15 protein-coding genes are annotated in these 16,488 nt (G+C 67.5%); 7 read left to right on the top strand and 8 right to left on the bottom strand.

Going from position 1 to position 16,488, the window contains the following annotated elements:
• A partial coding sequence (locus AX708_RS09065) for a DUF3035 domain-containing protein (protein WP_156454559.1) occupies positions 1 to 293 on the top strand: 293 nt, incomplete at its 5' end.
• A gap of 214 nt (positions 294 to 507) precedes the next feature.
• Here AX708_RS09065 and AX708_RS09060 read toward each other — a convergent pair.
• On the bottom strand, positions 508 to 1,809 hold the full coding sequence (locus AX708_RS09060; RefSeq protein WP_066532048.1) for a hemolysin family protein: 1,302 nt from the start codon (positions 1,807 to 1,809) through the stop codon (positions 508 to 510).
• Between the two features lie 200 nt (positions 1,810 to 2,009).
• Between AX708_RS09060 and AX708_RS09055 the strand changes: the two genes are divergently transcribed.
• Positions 2,010 to 2,711 (top strand): OmpA family protein, encoded by a 702-nt coding sequence (locus AX708_RS09055; RefSeq protein ID WP_066532045.1) that lies wholly within the window; start codon positions 2,010 to 2,012, stop codon positions 2,709 to 2,711.
• A 54-nt stretch (positions 2,712 to 2,765) separates the two neighbouring features.
• On the opposite strand, the gene AX708_RS09050 is transcribed toward AX708_RS09055, so the two are convergent.
• The gene (locus AX708_RS09050) at positions 2,766 to 3,542 is read right to left on the bottom strand and encodes a 3'(2'),5'-bisphosphate nucleotidase CysQ (RefSeq protein ID WP_066532043.1); all 777 of its coding nucleotides are present in this window, start codon (positions 3,540 to 3,542) and stop codon (positions 2,766 to 2,768) included.
• Between the two features lie 113 nt (positions 3,543 to 3,655).
• Here AX708_RS09050 and sucC point away from each other — a divergent pair, with 113 nt between their 5' ends.
• The 4 genes from sucC (at position 3,656) to AX708_RS09030 (ending at position 7,660) form a co-directional block, all read left to right on the top strand.
• Positions 3,656 to 4,855, top strand: a complete 1,200-nt coding sequence (gene sucC, locus AX708_RS09045; RefSeq protein ID WP_066532042.1) for an ADP-forming succinate--CoA ligase subunit beta — start codon at positions 3,656 to 3,658, stop codon at positions 4,853 to 4,855.
• 158 nt (positions 4,856 to 5,013) lie between these two features.
• On the top strand, positions 5,014 to 5,760 hold the full coding sequence (locus AX708_RS09040; RefSeq protein ID WP_066532040.1) for an electron transfer flavoprotein subunit beta/FixA family protein: 747 nt from the start codon (positions 5,014 to 5,016) through the stop codon (positions 5,758 to 5,760).
• A 30-nt stretch (positions 5,761 to 5,790) separates the two neighbouring features.
• Positions 5,791 to 6,720 (top strand): electron transfer flavoprotein subunit alpha/FixB family protein, encoded by a 930-nt coding sequence (locus AX708_RS09035; RefSeq protein ID WP_066532038.1) that lies wholly within the window; start codon positions 5,791 to 5,793, stop codon positions 6,718 to 6,720.
• Between the two features lie 73 nt (positions 6,721 to 6,793).
• Complete coding sequence (locus tag AX708_RS09030) at positions 6,794 to 7,660, top strand: TonB family protein (RefSeq protein ID WP_066532036.1); 867 nt, start codon at positions 6,794 to 6,796, stop codon at positions 7,658 to 7,660.
• A gap of 4 nt (positions 7,661 to 7,664) precedes the next feature.
• Here the strand turns inward: AX708_RS09030 and AX708_RS09025 are convergent, their stop codons facing one another.
• The 6 genes from AX708_RS09025 to AX708_RS09000 all read right to left on the bottom strand — a co-directional run bounded on the left by AX708_RS09025 (position 7,665) and on the right by AX708_RS09000 (position 15,144).
• Positions 7,665 to 8,957, bottom strand: a complete 1,293-nt coding sequence (locus AX708_RS09025; protein ID WP_066532029.1) for a DUF445 domain-containing protein — start codon at positions 8,955 to 8,957, stop codon at positions 7,665 to 7,667.
• Between the two features lie 59 nt (positions 8,958 to 9,016).
• Positions 9,017 to 12,559 carry an efflux RND transporter permease subunit gene (locus tag AX708_RS09020; RefSeq protein WP_066532027.1) on the bottom strand — a complete coding sequence of 1,181 codons (3,543 nt, stop codon included), beginning with the start codon at positions 12,557 to 12,559 and terminating at the stop codon, positions 9,017 to 9,019.
• A 77-nt stretch (positions 12,560 to 12,636) separates the two neighbouring features.
• On the bottom strand, positions 12,637 to 13,827 hold the full coding sequence (locus AX708_RS09015) for an efflux RND transporter periplasmic adaptor subunit (protein ID WP_066532026.1): 1,191 nt from the start codon (positions 13,825 to 13,827) through the stop codon (positions 12,637 to 12,639).
• 173 nt (positions 13,828 to 14,000) lie between these two features.
• A complete protein-coding gene (locus AX708_RS09010; protein ID WP_066532023.1) occupies positions 14,001 to 14,273 on the bottom strand; it encodes a GlsB/YeaQ/YmgE family stress response membrane protein in 273 nt (90 codons plus the stop codon).
• 125 nt (positions 14,274 to 14,398) lie between these two features.
• The gene (locus AX708_RS09005) at positions 14,399 to 14,698 is read right to left on the bottom strand and encodes a DUF1153 domain-containing protein (RefSeq protein WP_066532020.1); all 300 of its coding nucleotides are present in this window, start codon (positions 14,696 to 14,698) and stop codon (positions 14,399 to 14,401) included.
• Positions 14,695 to 15,144 (bottom strand): hypothetical protein, encoded by a 450-nt coding sequence (locus tag AX708_RS09000; RefSeq protein WP_066532018.1) that lies wholly within the window; start codon positions 15,142 to 15,144, stop codon positions 14,695 to 14,697. The genes AX708_RS09005 and AX708_RS09000 overlap by 4 nt, the downstream gene beginning before the upstream one ends.
• Positions 15,145 to 15,278: 134 nt before the next feature.
• On the opposite strand from AX708_RS09000, the gene mnmA reads away from it, so the two are divergent.
• On the top strand, positions 15,279 to 16,466 hold the full coding sequence (mnmA, locus tag AX708_RS08995) for a tRNA 2-thiouridine(34) synthase MnmA (protein WP_067490009.1): 1,188 nt from the start codon (positions 15,279 to 15,281) through the stop codon (positions 16,464 to 16,466).
• Positions 16,467 to 16,488 lie beyond the last annotated feature (22 nt).

The following is a 16,488-nucleotide window of genomic DNA, read 5'->3' as shown; positions in this document are numbered from 1 at the left end:
GAACAGCGCGTCCAAGGCCTGCTCGGAGGCCGTGCCTTCGGCCCGGCGCCCCGCGCCCGGCCGAAGGCACGGCCTCCGAGCAGGCCTTGGACGCGCTGTTCGGCGGCCCCGCCCCGCGCAGCCGCGTGGAAGCGAGCGTGATCGACCGCGCCGGCCGCGCCGATCCGAGCATCCGCAGCCAGGTCGGCGACACCGGCACCAACACCGTCGCCAAGGGCCGCCTTACCCGCGACATCGTCGCCGCGCCCGAGGGTGACGGTCAGGCTGCAAGCACGGTCATCCCGAGCGCCTGAGACCTCCCGCCCTGCTGCGGCTGGCGTGTTGGAGACACATGAGACACTGTCCAGGGGCAGAAAACCTGCTCTGTCCCGCGTGCCGTTTGCAGCATGACGGGCTAAGAGACTCTGGCGGTTCATGCGCGCGACCCTGTCACCCGCGCTGCGTGTAGGAAAATCGTTTGTTTCCAAAACCCGGCGATGCAGGTTCACGCAAAGCCTGCGGCGCCCCTCAGTCCTCGCGCACCCGGCTCACCAGCAGCTTGTCGATCCGGCGGCCGTCCATGTCGACCACCTCGAAGCGCCAGCCCTGGTCGATGAAATATTCGCCCTCGTGCGGGAGCTTCTTCATCACCGAGAGGGCATAGCCCGCCGCGGTGCCGAACTCGCGGTCCTCGCCGTAATCGAGCCGCAGCCGGTCGGCCAGCGCATCGGCCGAGAGCGAGCCCGAGACCAGCAGCGAGCCGTCCTCGCGCTCCACGACCGAGGGCAGGTCGCCGTCGTCCGAATCGCTGGCGAAATTGCCGACGATCGCGGTCAGCAGGTCGACGGGGGTGACGATCCCTTCGAAATGCCCGTATTCGTCGTGCACCACCGCCATCGCCACTTCGGATTGCTGGAGCACCCGCAGCGCGTCCATCGCGTCGAGCTGGTCGGGCACCACCTCGACCTTGCGCATCATGTCGCGCGGACGCACGGAATGGCCCGCGACCAGCGCGGCAAGCACGTCACGCACCTTGACCACGCCGAGGATGGTGTCCGGCGAGCCCTCGGCCACGGGCAGCAGCGAATGGGTGCTGTCCTCGATCGTCTGGCGAATCTCGTCGGCATCGGCATCGGCCTCGATCCAGTCGATTGCCATGCGCGGGGTCATCATCTCGCGCACCGGACGTTCGGCGAGGCGCACCACGCCGGTGAGGATCTGGCGCTGTCCGGCCTCGATCACCCCCGAGCGGGTCGCCTCGGCGAAGATCATGCGCAGTTCCTCGTGGGTCAGCGCGGCCTCGTCGCTCGAATGCAGCCCCATGAGGCGGATGATCCCCGCCGAGCTCGAATCGAGCAGCCACACCAGTGGCGCGGCGGCCTTGGCCATGAAGGCCATCGGCCGCGCCATCACCAGCGACACCGGCACCGCGGCGCGCAGCGCGAGCTGCTTGGGCACCAGCTCGCCGACAATCAGCGAGAGATAGGTGGTGAAGGCGATCACCAGCGCGAAGCCGGTCTCGTCGGCGTATTCCTCGGGCAGGCCCAGCGCCGCCATCCGCTCGCCCGTCGGTCCGCCGAGGCTCGCCCCCGAATAGGCCCCGGCGATGATGCCGATCAGGGTGATGCCGATCTGCACGGTCGAGAGGAACTTGCCCGGGTCCGCCGCCAGCTGGATCGCGATGCGCGCGCTGGTGGAGCCGTTTTCCGCCTTGGCCTCGAGAGCGCTGGTCTTGGCGCTGACGATGGCGAGCTCGGACATGGCGAAGGCGCCGTTGAGCACGACAAGCGCGACGATGATCGCAAGGTCTGTCCAGGGAAAAGGTGTCACGCCGCCCGCGCTAGCACAATCGGGCGAAGTTGCCAGCCACGTGGCGCATGGCTCGCCGCAGCCTGAACGTCGGGCAGCATGATTGTTCAACATGGGTCAAGGATGCGGGGGCCAAGTGCGCCTAGTCCCACCGGGACGACGCCTTACCGCCATTCCGGCCGCGTGGGATCGTCTCAAAGACATAAAGGGAGGCACAGATTATGACTATTGCGCGCGTTCTCAAGACCGGCACCGCGGCCATCGCCCTGCTCGGCATGACCACCGCTTGCGTCACCGACCCCAACACCGGCGAGAAGAAGATCTCGCGCACCGCGATCGGCGTGGGGCTGGGCGGCACGCTCGGCTATCTGCTCGGCGGCGCGATCGGCGGCGATGCGGGGCGCATCATCGGTGCGGGCATCGGCGGCTCGGCGGGCGCGGTGCTCGGCAAGCAGTATGACGACCAGATCAAGGAGCTGAAGGAACAGACCGCGGGCAGCGGCGTCGATGTCGAGGAAGTCGGCGATCAGGACGCGATCCTCGTGCGCCTGCCCGACGGGGTGACCTTCGCCACCGGCTCGGCGGCGATCAACCCGGGCTTCTACACTACGCTGGATTCGGTCGCCGAGACGCTCATCAAGTACCCCAACAGCCTGATCGACGTGTACGGCTTCACCGACACCACCGGTTCGCCGACGACCAACCAGGCGCTCTCTGACCGCCGTGCCCAGGCGGTCGCCGATTACCTCGCCGCCAAGGGCGTGGCGCGAGCGCGGATGGCGACCAAGGGCTTCGGCGAGCAGTACGACTACCTGCGCGTCAAGACCGGCGACAACGTCAACGAGCCGCTGAACCGCCGGGTCGAGATCAAGATCATCCCGGTGAGCCAGGATGACGTGAGCAGGGCCCGCGCCGGGAACTGATTTCGCTGACAAGGCACAGGACGGGCTGCCCTCGCGGGTGGCCCGTTTTGTGTTTCAGCGCAGCGCCTTGGCCCGTTCCGCCAGCCGCTCGACCGCGGCGGCGTGGATCGCGGGCGAGCACACCAGCACGCCGAAATCGCGCGGATCGTGCTTGTTGTAGGCGAGCGGGCGGCCGAAGGCGTCGGTAACCTCGGCCCCGGCCTCGCGCGCGATCAGAGTGGCCGCCGCGATGTCCCACTCGTAGCCCCAGCGCAGGGTCGCGACGAGATCGGCCTCGTCGGCGGCGACCATCGCGATCCTGAGCGCAATCGAATTGGGCTGGTCGACCAGCACGAGATCGCTGTCTTCGGACGGCAGATTGTGGGCCGGCACCCGTGCCCCGGAGAACTGCGTGCGCCCGCTCGCCCGGATCGTCTCGCCGTTGCGGGTCGCGCCCTGCCCTGCGACCGCGACCCACTCCTCTCCCCGCGCGGGCGCCGAGAGCATCCCGATCAGCGGCCGCCCGGCGCTCACCAGCGCCACCGACACCGCCCAGCCGGTCCGCCCGCGCACGAAATCGCGGGTGCCGTCGATCGGGTCGACCAGCCAGATGAGACCGCTTTGCGTGCGCGCCTTGTCATCGGCGGTTTCCTCGGACAGCCACGCGGCCGAAGGCAGCAACCGGCCCAGTTCGCGCTTGAGGAATCGGTCGACCTCGAGATCGGCCTCGCTCACCGGATTGCCCGGAGTCTTGTCCCACGAATGGAGGTCATGACCCGCCCCCGGCCAGCGCGAATGGGCGATGCGGCCCGCCTCGCGGACGATTGTCTGAAGGTGCGACCTGTCAATCATGGCAGGCCCCCGTGTTGGCCGTGCCGAGGGCACTTTTCAAGAGGGGCGATCCGTGCTTAGGCCCCGCGTGGACGAACCTCTCCCCAGGAACTCATTGAAGGGATCGATACGCAATGAACGTTCACGAATATCAGGCCAAGGAACTGCTGGCGAAGCACGGGATCGCGGTGCCGGCGGGCCATGCCGCGCTCAGCGTCGAGGAAGCGGTCGAGGCCGCCAAGCAGCTGCCCGGGCCGCTCTATGTCGTGAAGGCGCAGATCCACGCCGGCGGGCGCGGGAAGGGCAAGTTCAAGGAACTTCCGGCTGATGCCAAGGGCGGCGTGCGCCTCGCCAAGAGCCTCGATGAAGTCCGCGCCCATGCCGAGGAAATGCTCGGCAACACGCTGGTCACCATCCAGACCGGCGAAGCGGGCAAGCAGGTCAACCGCCTCTACATCACCGACGGCGTCGACATCGCCAAGGAATACTACCTCTCGCTGCTGGTCGACCGTGCTTCGGGCCGCGTCGCCTTCGTCGTCTCGACCGAGGGCGGGATGGACATCGAGACCGTGGCGCATGACACGCCCGAACTGATCACCACCTTCTCGATCGACCCCGCGCAGGGCTTCCAGCCGCACCACGGCCGCGCCGTGGCCTTCGCGCTGAAGCTCCAGGGCGATCTCAACAAGCAGGCGCAGAAGCTGGCGAAGCAGCTCTACGACGCATTCCTCGCCACCGATTGCGAGATGCTCGAAATCAACCCGCTGGTCGAAAGCGAGGACGGCAAGCTGCTGGTGCTCGACGCCAAGATGAGCTTTGACGGCAACGCCCTCTACCGCCACCCCGACATCGAAGCCCTGCGCGACGAGACCGAGGAAGACCCGGCCGAAGTCGAAGCCAGCGAATACGACCTCGCCTACATCAAGCTCGACGGCAACATCGGCTGCATGGTCAACGGCGCAGGCCTCGCGATGGCGACGATGGACATCATCAAGCTCAACGGCGCCTTTCCCGCGAACTTCCTCGACGTGGGCGGCGGTGCCACCACCGAGAAGGTGACGGCAGCCTTCAAGATCATCCTCAAGGACCCGGCGGTCGAGGGGATCCTCGTCAACATCTTCGGCGGGATCATGAAGTGCGACGTGATCGCCAACGGGATCGTTCAGGCGGCCAAGGACGTGAACCTCCAGGTCCCGCTGGTCGTCCGCCTCGAAGGCACCAACGTGGCCGAAGGCAAGGCGATCCTCGCCAATTCGGGCCTCGCGATCGTGCCCGCCGACAACCTCGGCGATGCGGCCAAGAAGATCGTCGCGGAAGTGAAGAAGGCCGCCTGAGACGGCGCGAAGACATCCCGGGCGGGGCTGGACACGTATCCTCCCCGACCGGCCGGAACTGCGGCCCGCCTCGCTTGACGTTTACGTAAACGCAAGCTAGGCGGGCGGCCAAGGCGCTGTCAGGCGTCACGTGATTCTTTGAGAGGAAGGACAAACCCATGAAGATCCTCGTCCCCGTCAAGCGGGTGATCGATTACAACGTCAAGCCGCGGGTCAAGGCCGACGGCACCGGCGTCGACCTTGCCAACGTCAAGATGAGCATGAACCCGTTCGACGAGATCGCGGTCGAGGAAGCCATCCGCCTCAAGGAAAAGGGCGCGGCGACCGAAATCGTCGCCGTCTCGATCGGCCCGGCCAAGGCGCAGGAAACCCTGCGCACCGCGCTCGCCATGGGTGCTGACCGCGCGATCCTCGTCGAGACCGAGGAAGAGGTCGAGCCGCTGGCGGTCGCCAAGATTTTGAAGGCCATCGCCGATGAAGAGGCCCCCGGCCTCGTGATCCTCGGCAAGCAGTCGATCAGCGACGACAGCAACCAGACCGGCCAGATGCTCGCCGCGCTGATGGGCCGTCCGCAGGGCACTTTTGCGAATACCGTCGAGGTCGAGGGCGACAGCGTGACCGTGAAGCGCGAAGTCGATGGCGGTCTTCAGACCGTCAAGCTCGCGCTCCCCGCGATCGTCACCACCGACCTGCGCCTCAACGAGCCTCGCTACGCCTCGCTGCCCAACATCATGAAGGCGAAGCAGAAGCCGCTCGCGACCAAGACCGCTGCCGATTACGGCGTCGACCTCGCCCCGCGTTTGAAGACCCTCAAGGTCGAAGAGCCCGCCGTGCGCCAGGCCGGCGTCAAGGTCGCCGACGTCGCCGCGCTGGTCGAGAAGGTCAAGGCGCTCGGCATCGCCTGAGCCCGCCCCCGGATATAAGGAACACTCGAGATGAAGACTCTGGTTCTCGTCGAACATGACAACACCAAGCTGGCCGACGCGACCCTGCCGGTCGTGACCGCCGCTGCGAAGCTCGGCGAAGTGCACCTGCTGGTTGCGGGCCACAATTGCGGCGCGGTGGCCGAGGCTGCTGCCAAGATCGCAGGCGTCGGCAAGGTCCACGTCGCGGATGACGCGGCCTATGCCAACGGCCTTGCCGAGAACGTCGCGCCGCTCGCTGCCGCGCTGATGGCCGATCACGACGCCTTCCTCGCGCCCGCCACCACCCAGGGCAAGAACGTCGCCCCGCGCGTCGCCGCGCACCTCGACGTGATGCAGGTCAGCGAGATCCTGTCGGTCGAAGGCCCCAAGACCTTCACTCGCCCGATCTACGCCGGCAACGCCATCGCGACGGTCGAATCGAGCGACGCCAAGCTGGTCATCACCGTGCGTGGCACCGCGTTCGAGAAGGCGGCGACCGAGGGCGGTTCGGGCACCATCGAAGCCGTCGGCGGCGCGGGTGACGCAGGCATCTCGACCTTCGTCAGCTCGGAAATCGCCAAGAGCGAGCGCCCGGAACTCACCAGCGCCAAGATCATCGTCTCGGGCGGCCGCGCGCTGAAGGACGCGGAAACCTTCGAGGCGACCATCACGCCGCTTGCCGACAAGCTCGGCGCCGCCATCGGCGCGAGCCGCGCGGCGGTCGACGCGGGCTATGTGCCGAACGACTACCAGGTCGGCCAGACCGGAAAGATCGTCGCGCCGGAAGTCTACTTCGCGATCGGCATCTCGGGCGCGATCCAGCACCTTGCGGGCATGAAGGACTCCAAGGTCATCATCGCCATCAACAAGGACGAAGACGCGCCGATCTTCCAGGTGGCAGACGTCGGCCTCGTGGCGGACCTGTTCACGGCGGTGCCGGAGCTGACGAACGCGCTGTAAGACGTTCATCACAAAGGTCTTTATTTTACAGAGAACCTCCGGCAGTCTCGCATGACTGCCGGAGGTTTTTCATATGGGTCGCGCCCTTCTTGCCCTCGCCGCGCTGTCCACCGCGCTTGCCATGCCCTTGCAGGCAGCGGAGCCGGTCGTGCTCAAGCCCCTTGGCCCGTGGAATGTCGACTTCGGCGATGATGCATGTCGGCTCCAGCGCCTGTTCGGCAGCGCCGAGGACAAGCATGTGCTGGTGTTCACGCAATATTGGCCGTCGGAGCGCGCGGGCCTGACGCTCGCGGGCTCCGCTTTGGGCAAGTTACGCACCGTTGACCGGACGAGCTTGCGATACAACGACGCACAGGAGCCGCTGCGCGCCCCCGCCTTCGAGGGCAACTTCGGTGACATCGGTCAGGCGCTGATCTTCCCCAATGTCAGCCTCACCGCATCTGCGCTGGAAAACCGCGAGCCCGGCTCGGACGGGCCCTTCACCCAGATGGACGTTGCGCTGGGCAGGACGGTGCGCTTCGTGGCCGTCACGCAAGGCTCGCGCGAAGTGCGCTACGAAACCGGGGCGCTCGACAAGGCGTTCGAGGTGCTCAACAAATGCACGCTCGATCTGCTGACCAAGATGGGCCTCGATGCGCAAAAGCACGTGACGGCGACGAGCGAGGCGCGCTGGATTAACCGGGAGGCGCTGGTCCGCCGGATTACCGCACAGTACCCGGGAGCGGCGCGGGGCGAGCAGGGGATCATGCGCATGCGGGTGATCGTGGGCGTGGACGGCAAGGTGGAGGAATGCCGGATCCTCAAGGCCACTGCCACGCAGTTCCTCGAATCCCCGGCCTGCGAGGTGATGCAGCGCGCGCAGTTCGAACCGGCGCGCGATGCGGCGGGCGAGCCCTTCCGCTCGCTCTTCGCGACCACGATCACCTACCGGATCGGGTAGCGGCCTAGAGCACCGTATTGATGAAGTGCAGCGTCATCCCCACGAGCCCGCCCACCAGCGTGCCGTTGATGCGAATGAACTGCAAATCCCGTCCCACCGCGCCCTCGACGCGGTCGGTGATGGTGCGGGCGTCCCAGCGCTTGACCGTCTCCGACACCAGCCGGACGATCTGATCGCCGTAGCGGGTGGCGATGCCGACCGCCGTGCGGCGGGCGAAGCGGTTGATCTGGTGTTGCAGCCGCGCGTCCGCTTGGAGCGCCTCGCCCAGTTCGGCGAGCATGTTGCGCATCTCCGCGCCCATCTGGCTCTCGGGATCGCGTGCGCGGCGGATCAGGGACTGGCGGATGCGCTCCCACACCCCCGTCCACCACACCGCCACCGCCGGGTTGGCGATGAGGTCGCGCTTCATGTCCTCGACCTTGGCGCGGGTTTCGGGATCGTGCTGCAGGTCCTGGCCGAGCTTGGCGAGCCCCTCCTCGATCTTGCCGCGCAAGGGGTGGTCGGGGTTGACCAGCACCTCGGCGAGCAGCTTGTACAGCCCGTCGAGCACGCTCGAGGAGATGGTCTTGTCGATCCCCGCCCAGCGCAGCACGCCCGACACGCGCTGGTGGATGATCTCGCGCAGGGTTTCCTCGTTGTCCTCGATGGTGAGGCCCGCCCAGCGCACGAAGCCGTCGATCAGCGGCTGGTGGCGCTTGTCGGTCATCGCGCTCTCGATCATCCGGCCGGCGAGCGGGGCGATGTCGAGCTTGGCGAGCTGCGCGGCGAGGCCGGAGCGCACCTGGTTGCCGAGCCGGTCAGGATCCAGTGATTCGAGCACCTCGGCCAGCAGCTCCGCCGCGCCGCTGGTGATGCGCGAGCGGTGATCGCTCTCGCCGCGTTCGGGCGAAGCGGCGAGAAACTCGCCCGCCGCCTTGGCGATATTCATGGCCGACATGCGCCGCGCGACCACGGCAGGCGTCAGGAAATTCTCGCGCAGGAAGGCCGCCATCGTATCGGCGATGCGGTCCTTGTTCTCGGGGATGATCGCGGTGTGGGGGATCGGCAGGCCGAGGGGATGGCGGAACAGCGCGGTGACCGCAAACCAGTCGGCAAGGCCGCCCACCATCGCGGCTTCGGCGAAGGCGTTGATGTAGCCCCACGCCGGATGCCCGGTGGTGGCAAGGCCGTGCGTGGCGATGAAGATCACCGCCATCGCCGCCAGCATCCCCGTCGCCGTCCAGCGCATCCGCCTCGCGCGGTCATGGCCGAGCGGCTGGCCGCCCAATGTCAGTGGCCTCGGGGAACGTGTCGCCATATGCGCGCTCTAGACCGGTTCCGGCCGCGGCGTCACCCGTTTTGCGGGGGCCGGGCCGGTCACTCGGCCGGTTCGTGCCCTGTCGGAGGCAGCTTGCCGAGGCCGGGGAAGGCGCCGGGCAGCGGCGCATCGGCCACCGGCCCGCCCGCGATCCGGCCATCATCGCCCGGCTTGTAGGTCAGCAGGCGCGCGCGCAGCCATGGCCCGACACGCCGCTCGAAGCTGTCGGCGAGGCTGAAGCCCGCCGGCACGATCAGCAGCGTCAGCAGGGTCGAGAGCACCAGCCCTCCCATCACCACGATCCCCATCGGCTGGCGCCACGCCCCGTCACCCTCGAGCGAGAGCGCCACCGGCACCATCCCCGCGCTCATCGCCACGGTGGTCATCACGATCGGCTGCGCGCGCTTGTGCCCGGCATCCATGATCGCCTCGAGCTTGGGGATGCCCTTGTTCATCTCCTCGATCGCGAAGTCGATCAGCAGGATCGAGTTCTTGGACACGATCCCGAGCAGCAGCAGGATGCCGATATAGACCGGCATCGAATTGGGCTGGCCCAGCAGCCAGATCAGCAGAATGCCGCCCAGCGGCGCGAGCGCCAGCGAGGTCATGTTGACCAGCGGGCTCATCAGCCGCTTGTAGAGCAGCACCAGCACCGCGAAGACCAGCAGCACCCCGGCGATGATCGCGATGATGAGGTTCTGGATCAGCTCGGCCTGCCATTCCTCTTCGCCCACCACGTCGCGGATCACGCCCAGCGGCAGCTTCTGGAGCACCGGCAGGGCATCGATCTGCGCCTGCGCCTCGCCCTTCAACACGCCCGCGGCGAGGTCAGCGCCGACCAGCACGCGGCGGTTCTGGTTATAGCGCTGGATCGCGGTCGGGCCCGAACCGAAGGTGATGTCGGCGACCCGGCTGAGCGGCACCGAGCCGCCGCCGGCGGTCGGCACCGGCAGGTTCTCGATGGTGCGGAAATCGGTGCGCGCTTCCTGCGACAGGCGCACCACGATCGGGATCTGGCGGTCGGACAGCGAGAAGCGCGCGGCGTTCTGCTCGATCTCGCCCAGCGTCGCGATGCGGATCGTCTGCGACAGAGCGGCGGTGGTGACGCCCAGTTCGGCGGCGATCTTCTCGCGCGGGGTGATGATGATTTCCGGGCGGTTGAGATCGGCGCTGATGCGCGGCGCGACCAGCGATTTCAGGCCCTTCATCTCCTCGACCAGCTGGGTCGCGGTCTTGTCGAGCAGCACCGGATCGCTGCCCGCGAGCATCACCGTCATGTCGCGGCCCGAGCCGAAGCCGCCCGACTGCGACTGGAAGCGCACGCGGGCATCGGGGAACTTCGCGAGGACAGGGGCGAGTTCGCGCTCGAATTCGACCGAGGAGCGCTGGCGATCGTCGCGCAGCTTGACGAAGATTGCCGAGGATTCGCCGAGCCGGATGCGTTCGAGCATGCGCTCGACCTCGGGCTCCTGCCGGAGCCGGTCGGCCACGGCATTGACCACCCGCTTGGTGTCGGCGAGCGTGGTGCCGGGGACGACCTCGATCGTGACCTGGCTGTTCTCGTCGTCGATGGTCGGCTGGAACTGGCCGGGGATCACGCCGAACAGCAGGATCGTCACCAGGAACGAGAACCAGCCGATGCCGAGCATCCAGATGCGGTGGTCGTAGAAGCGCGCGGTCATCCAGCGCACGCCGCGGCCGAACCCGCCTGCGGTGCCCGAGAGCGATTCGATCGCCTTGAAGGTGAGGAACGCGGCAAGGAAGGAGATCGCCGAGATGGCGAGCACGATCGCCACCTCGAAAACCTTGGCGACCAGCTTGTAGGCCATGCCGTTGGTGTCGGCCGAGACCGCGGCGGCGATCTGCTTGTGGACGCCGAGGCCGAGCAGGCCCTTCCATGCACCGCCCGTGAAGGAGCCGTTCGCGGATTCGAACATCGCGACGGCCGAGACGAACAGCAGCGCGATGACGGTCAGCAGCAGGCCGGGCACGTAGAAGAAACGGTTCCGCGGACCGGTGATGCCGGCGCGGCGCGCGGCCATGCGGCCGGTGTCGAGCGTCCAGGCGAGCACGCGCATATAGGCTTCGATCCAGCGGCCGCCGCCATGTTCGGCCTCGCCGTGGGCCTTGAGGAAATAGGCCGCCATCAGCGGCGTGATCATGCGCGCGACGGCGAGGCTCATCAGCACCGCGACCACCACGGTGATCCCGAAGTTCTGGAAGAACTGGCCGGACACGCCCGGCATCAGGCCGACGGGGAGGAACACCGCGACGATGCAGAAGCTGGTGGCGACCACCGGCAGGCCGATCTCGTCGGCGGCGTCGATCGAGGCCTGATAGGCCGATTTGCCCATCCGCATGTGGCGCACGATGTTCTCGATCTCCACGATCGCATCGTCGACCAGCACGCCCGCGACCAGCGCCAGCGCGAGCAGCGAGAGGAAATTGAGGTTGAACCCGAGCTGGTCCATGAAGAAGAAGGTCGGGATCGCAGACAGGGGAATCGCGACCGCGCTGATCGCGGTGGCGCGCCAGTCGCGCAGGAAGATGAACACCACGACCACCGCCAGCACCGCGCCCTCGACCAGTGCCCACATCGAGGACTTGTACTGGCTGCGGGTGTAGGTGGTGCTGGTCGAGAGCTTGATGAACTTGACGCCCGGATTCTCGGTCTCGATCTTGTCCATTTCCTTGAGCGCGGCGTCATAAACCGTGAGGTCCGATGCCCCGCGCGCGCGGTTCATGTAGAAGTTGACGACTTCCTTGCCAGCCACTTCGCTGATCGAATTGCGCTCGGAATAGCCGTCGCGGACCGTGGCGATGTCGGCCAGCCGCACGGAGCGCCCGCCGCCCAGCTGGATCTGCGTCTGCGAGAGCTGGTAGGCGGTGTCCGAATTTCCGAGGACGCGCAGCGACTGGCGCGTGCCGCCGACTTCGGCAAGGCCGCCCGCAGCGTCGAGATTGCTCTGGCGCAGCGCCCCGTTGATCTGCGAGGCGGTGACCCCGAAGGACTGCATCCGCGCCGGATCGAGGATCACCTCGATCTGCCGGTCGACCCCGCCGAAGCGGCCGACCTCGGCCATGCCGGGGATCTTGAGCAGGCGCTTGGCGACCGTGTCGTCGATGAACCAGCTCAACTGTTCGAGCGTCATGTCGTCGGCCTCGACCGCGACATAGCCGATCGGCTCGCCCACCACGTTGACCTTGCTGACCTGCGGCTCGAGGATGCCGTCGGGCAAAGACCCGCGCACGCCGTCGATCGCGGTCTCGACCTCGTTGACCGCCTCGATCAGGTTGGTGCCGATCTCGAATTCGACGAAGGTGTTGGACGATCCCTCGCGCGCGGTCGACTGGATCGAATTGACCCCGTTGATCGAGCGCAGCGCGCTTTCGACGCGCTGGGTGATCTGGTTCTCGATCTCAGTCGGCGAGGCGCCGGGCTGGGCGATGTTGACGACCACGGCGGGAAAATCCACATCCGGGTTGTTGGTCACGTCCATGCGCATGAAGCTGACGATCCCGGCGAACAACAGCCCGGTGAAGAACACCAGCGGGATCACCGGGTTGCGGATCGACCAGGCCGAGATGTCGCGAAGTGCCATGAAATTCCTGCCTGTTGTATCGCCGTTCGCGGCTTGCCTTGCCAGCTACGCGCGAAGCCTCGCGCGAGATGGACGCCTTACTTCTTCTGGAGCTGCGGGTTGACCGTTTCGCCCGGGTTGAGGAACCCGCCGGCGCGCAGCACCACCTTTTCGGTGCCAGTGAGGCCCTCGGTGATGGCGACGCCCTCGGCAGTCACCGCCCCGGTCTTCACGCCGCGGCGGGTGACTTTATTGTCCGCCCCAACGACATAGACGAAGCTGCCCTTGGGATCGGCGAGCACCGCGCTTTCGGGGAGCACGGTTGCGCGGAAGCTGCCGCTGCTGATGCGCGCCGTCGCAAAGCCGCCGGGGCGCAGCGCGGGGTTGAAGGCAAGCGCGATGCGCGCGGTGCCCTGGCGGGTGGTCTGGTCGATCGTCGGAGCAATCTGCCACACCTGACCCTCGAAAGTCTGCTCCGATCCGGTCGGCGTGATCCGCGCGACCGTGCCGACCGTCATCTTGGCGAGCTGCTCTTCCGAAAGCTGCGCGAGCATCTCCATCTCGCCGCCGCTGGCGATGGTGAACAGCGCAGGCGTGCCCGCGCCGACGGTCTGCCCCGGCTCGACCGCGCGCGACAGGACATAGCCGGTCGCGGGCGCGAGAATGTTGAGCCGCTGGTTGCGCGCGCGCTGCTCGGAAAGCTGGGCCTGCGCGACCTTGACGCGGGCGACGGCGGCATCGCGGGTCGCGGTCAGGCGATCCACATCCGCCTTGGAGACGAACCCGCGCGCGACCAGCTGGAGCGCACGGTCGAGGTTGGCCTGCGCCAGATTGGCATCGGCCTGCGCGACCTGGATCTGCGCGGCCTGGGCAGCGGCCTGCTGGACCTGCACCGAACGGTCGATCACCGCGAGAACCTGGCCCTGCTGCACCCAGTCGCCCGCATCGACGGTAACGCGCAGCACCTGGCCGCCCTCGCCCACGACGCCCACCGGCATCGGGCGGCGCGCTGCGAGCGTGCCGGGGGCCTCGATCTCGCCGCTGACCATGGTCGTGCCCGGAGCCACGACGGTGACCGCGGGGGCCTGCGAATTGTCGTCGTCCACCGCGACCGGCTCGCCGCCGGCCAGCACGAACCACGCGGCGATCGCCAGCAGCAGGGCGAACACGCCGAGGCCGGCGAAAATCAGCCAGCGCGGGATGGCAGGCGCCGCAAGACCGCGCGCGCCGGCAAATTCCGTCGTCACCCCGTCGGCGGCCTCGGCCTTGATCGTCGTCTCGTAATTCATTGCCATTCCTTCACCCGGGCATACCCTGTGCTGCCCGCAGCCCGGCGGACCCGAGTGTATTACTCGCCTAAGTCACCATGTGCAACGCCTGATAGATCGTCGGGCGCTGGCCCGCAACTTGTGCATCGACCGGTGACTTTCCCTCTAGACGAAGGGCGCGGCAATAAAGGCGGTTACCGAACGCGCCCGCGCTGGATGAGGTTGAGGATCCCCAGCAGGACCACCGCCCCGATCAGCGCGCCCAGCACGCCCGACCAGTCCGGCGGCCATGCGCCGATCGTCCCTCCGCCGGTGATGAAGCCGAGCACGCCGTTGCCGATGAACGAGCCAAGAATGCCGACCACGATGTTGGCAAGCGTGCCCATGCTGGCATCGCGCCGCATCATCAGGCTCGCCAGCCAGCCGATCACCCCGCCCATGACGATGAACCAGATGAATCCCAACATGCCCCCGTGCCCCCTTTGCCTGCGCCGCGCCGCGCCGCGCCGGAAGATGGCCCGAATCGGCAACAGCCCGCAACGCCTTGAGGACGAAGCGGGCTGTCAGGGGGACAGGCTGTGGTCTGAAAGTATCAGTACTTGAGCTGGCGCTCGTAAAGATCGCGGTAGTGCTGGATCTTGGTGACGCGCAGGCCGTGCATCCCCGAACGGTCGACCGCGCGCTGCCACGAGGCGAATTCCTCGAGCGTGAGGCCATAGCGCGCCAACGCCTCGTCGAGCGTCAGCAGCCCGCCGTTGACGGCAGCCACGACCTCGGCCTTGCGCCGGACGACCCAGCGCTTGGTTTCGGGAGCCGGCAGGTCGGCAAGGGTCAGCGGCTCCCCGAGGGGGCCGATCACCTGTGCGGGGCGGAAGTCCTGGTTCTCAATCATCGCATTTCTCTCGCAGCGCCGCGGGGCGCGTCGGATCGGGGTACATTCGCATTGTCCGGGCGGTTCGCATCGCTCGCATCGACCTTCGCACCCGGACCTTTAGATTGACCTAAAGCATGAGGGTTAATGTCCGGTTCGCCATCGTCTAGAAGTGCAAAATAACTAGCGGCGGCATCGCCGAAACTGGCGGCGACGGCTTCGATCGGGGCCTGATTCTCGGTGCGCAGCAGCAGCCTGAGATCGCGCGCGGCGTTGAGCCGGGCGGTCAGCTCGCTCCATTCCATCGCCCGCAGCGCCTCGCTGCCGCGCCGCGTCGGAGCGGGTGCGAATCGCTCCGCTCCGCCGCCCTTGGCGGTGGCACGCAGCAGCGCCCGCTCCTCGGCGGAAAGGCCGCCAGCGGGCGCATCGGCGCGCACGGGGATCGACTTGGCTTTCTCGAACATCATCCCCTTTCCTAACCCGAGTGCGTCAAAATCCGGTAAAACTGCCATTTACCCCGGCTTAGGATTACTGCGGCCCGGAGGGACAACCTGCCGCCCACTGGCGCACGGGGGGGAGCATCGCTATATGCGCGCGCTCCATGGATACCCCCGCGCTCCTATCCTCCGGCCTGCCCGGCCCGGCCCTGCCCGGCCCCGCCGATGCTGCCGCGCTGTTCGATCTGCCGCGGGCCGCCGCCGATTGCCGGATCGTTGTGGCGATGAGCGGCGGGGTCGATTCGTCGGTGGTCGCCGCGCTCGCCCATGCCAGCGGGGCCGAAGTGATCGGGATCACGCTCCAGCTCTATGACTACGGCGCGGCGACGGGGCGCAAGGGCGCGTGCTGCGCGGGCGACGACATTCGCGATGCGCGCGCCGTGGCCGACCGGCTCGGCATCGCGCATTATGTCTTCGACCACGAAAGCGCGTTCCGCGAAGAGGTGGTCGAACAGTTCGCCGACGAATATCTCGCCGGCCGCACCCCCGTCCCCTGCATCCGCTGCAACATGGGGCCCAAGTTCACCGATCTGTTCCGCATGGCGCGCGAGCTCGGCGCGGATTGCCTTGCAACCGGGCACTATGTCCACCGCGTCATGGGCGAGGCCGGGGTCGAGCTGCACCGCGCCCACGATCCGGCGCGCGACCAGTCCTACTTCCTTTACGGCACCACCGAAGCGCAGCTCGATTACCTGCGCTTTCCGCTGGGCGGCATGCCCAAGCAGGAGGTGCGGCAGCTGGCCGAGGCGGCGGGCCTCAGGAACGCCGCAAAACCCGATTCGCAGGACATCTGCTTCGTGCCCGATGGCAATTATGCGAAGATCGTCACCAAGGTCCGCCCCGAGGGCGCGGCCCCGGGCGCGATCGTCCACGCGGCGACGGGCGAAAGGCTCGGCGAGCACAAGGGCATCGTCCACTTCACCGTAGGCCAGAGGAAGGGCCTCGAGATCGGCGGCCAGCCCGAGCCGCTCTATGTGATCGGCCTCGACGCGCCGTCGCGCGAGGTGCGGGTCGGCCCGAAACGGATGCTCGCCGTGAGCGCCGCGCATCTCACCGAGACCAACCGCATCGGCCCCCTGCCGGACGCGCCGCTGACCGCCAAGGTGAGGAGCCTCGCCAAGCCCGTCCCCGTCACGCTGGAAGGCCCGCTGGGCGACGGCGCGCCGGTGACGATCCGCTTCGCCGAACCGGAATTCGGTGTCGCCCCCGGGCAGGCGGCGGTGATTTACGCGGGGGACCGCGTAGTCGGCGGCGGGTGGATCGATTCGACCGAAAAGTTTTCGGTTCGCTAGCGCGAACGCAGACCTCCCGCCC

Source organism: Erythrobacter sp. CCH5-A1, assembly GCF_001557115.1.
Taxonomy (GTDB): Bacteria; Pseudomonadota; Alphaproteobacteria; order Sphingomonadales; family Sphingomonadaceae; genus Erythrobacter.
The sequence above is the reverse complement of the archived record's forward strand: the minus strand, read 5'-3'. Positions and strand labels throughout refer to the sequence as shown.

Excerpts from the sequence above, each read along its gene's own strand:
- AX708_RS09050 (WP_066532043.1), bottom strand. The coding sequence starts at position 3,542 with ATGATTGACAGGTCGCACCTTCAGACAATCGTCCGCGAGGCGGGCCGC.
- mnmA (WP_067490009.1), top strand. The coding sequence starts at position 15,279 with ATGGATACCCCCGCGCTCCTATCCTCCGGCCTGCCCGGCCCGGCCCTG.
- AX708_RS09005 (WP_066532020.1), bottom strand. The coding sequence starts at position 14,698 with ATGATTGAGAACCAGGACTTCCGCCCCGCACAGGTGATCGGCCCCCTC.
- AX708_RS09040 (WP_066532040.1), top strand. The coding sequence starts at position 5,014 with ATGAAGATCCTCGTCCCCGTCAAGCGGGTGATCGATTACAACGTCAAG.
- AX708_RS09010 (WP_066532023.1), bottom strand. The coding sequence starts at position 14,273 with ATGTTGGGATTCATCTGGTTCATCGTCATGGGCGGGGTGATCGGCTGG.
- AX708_RS09035 (WP_066532038.1), top strand. The coding sequence starts at position 5,791 with ATGAAGACTCTGGTTCTCGTCGAACATGACAACACCAAGCTGGCCGAC.
- AX708_RS09030 (WP_066532036.1), top strand. The coding sequence starts at position 6,794 with ATGGGTCGCGCCCTTCTTGCCCTCGCCGCGCTGTCCACCGCGCTTGCC.
- AX708_RS09055 (WP_066532045.1), top strand. The coding sequence starts at position 2,010 with ATGACTATTGCGCGCGTTCTCAAGACCGGCACCGCGGCCATCGCCCTG.
- AX708_RS09025 (WP_066532029.1), bottom strand. The coding sequence starts at position 8,957 with ATGGCGACACGTTCCCCGAGGCCACTGACATTGGGCGGCCAGCCGCTC.
- AX708_RS09020 (WP_066532027.1), bottom strand. The coding sequence starts at position 12,559 with ATGGCACTTCGCGACATCTCGGCCTGGTCGATCCGCAACCCGGTGATC.
- AX708_RS09015 (WP_066532026.1), bottom strand. The coding sequence starts at position 13,827 with ATGAATTACGAGACGACGATCAAGGCCGAGGCCGCCGACGGGGTGACG.
- sucC (WP_066532042.1), top strand. The coding sequence starts at position 3,656 with ATGAACGTTCACGAATATCAGGCCAAGGAACTGCTGGCGAAGCACGGG.
- AX708_RS09000 (WP_066532018.1), bottom strand. The coding sequence starts at position 15,144 with ATGATGTTCGAGAAAGCCAAGTCGATCCCCGTGCGCGCCGATGCGCCC.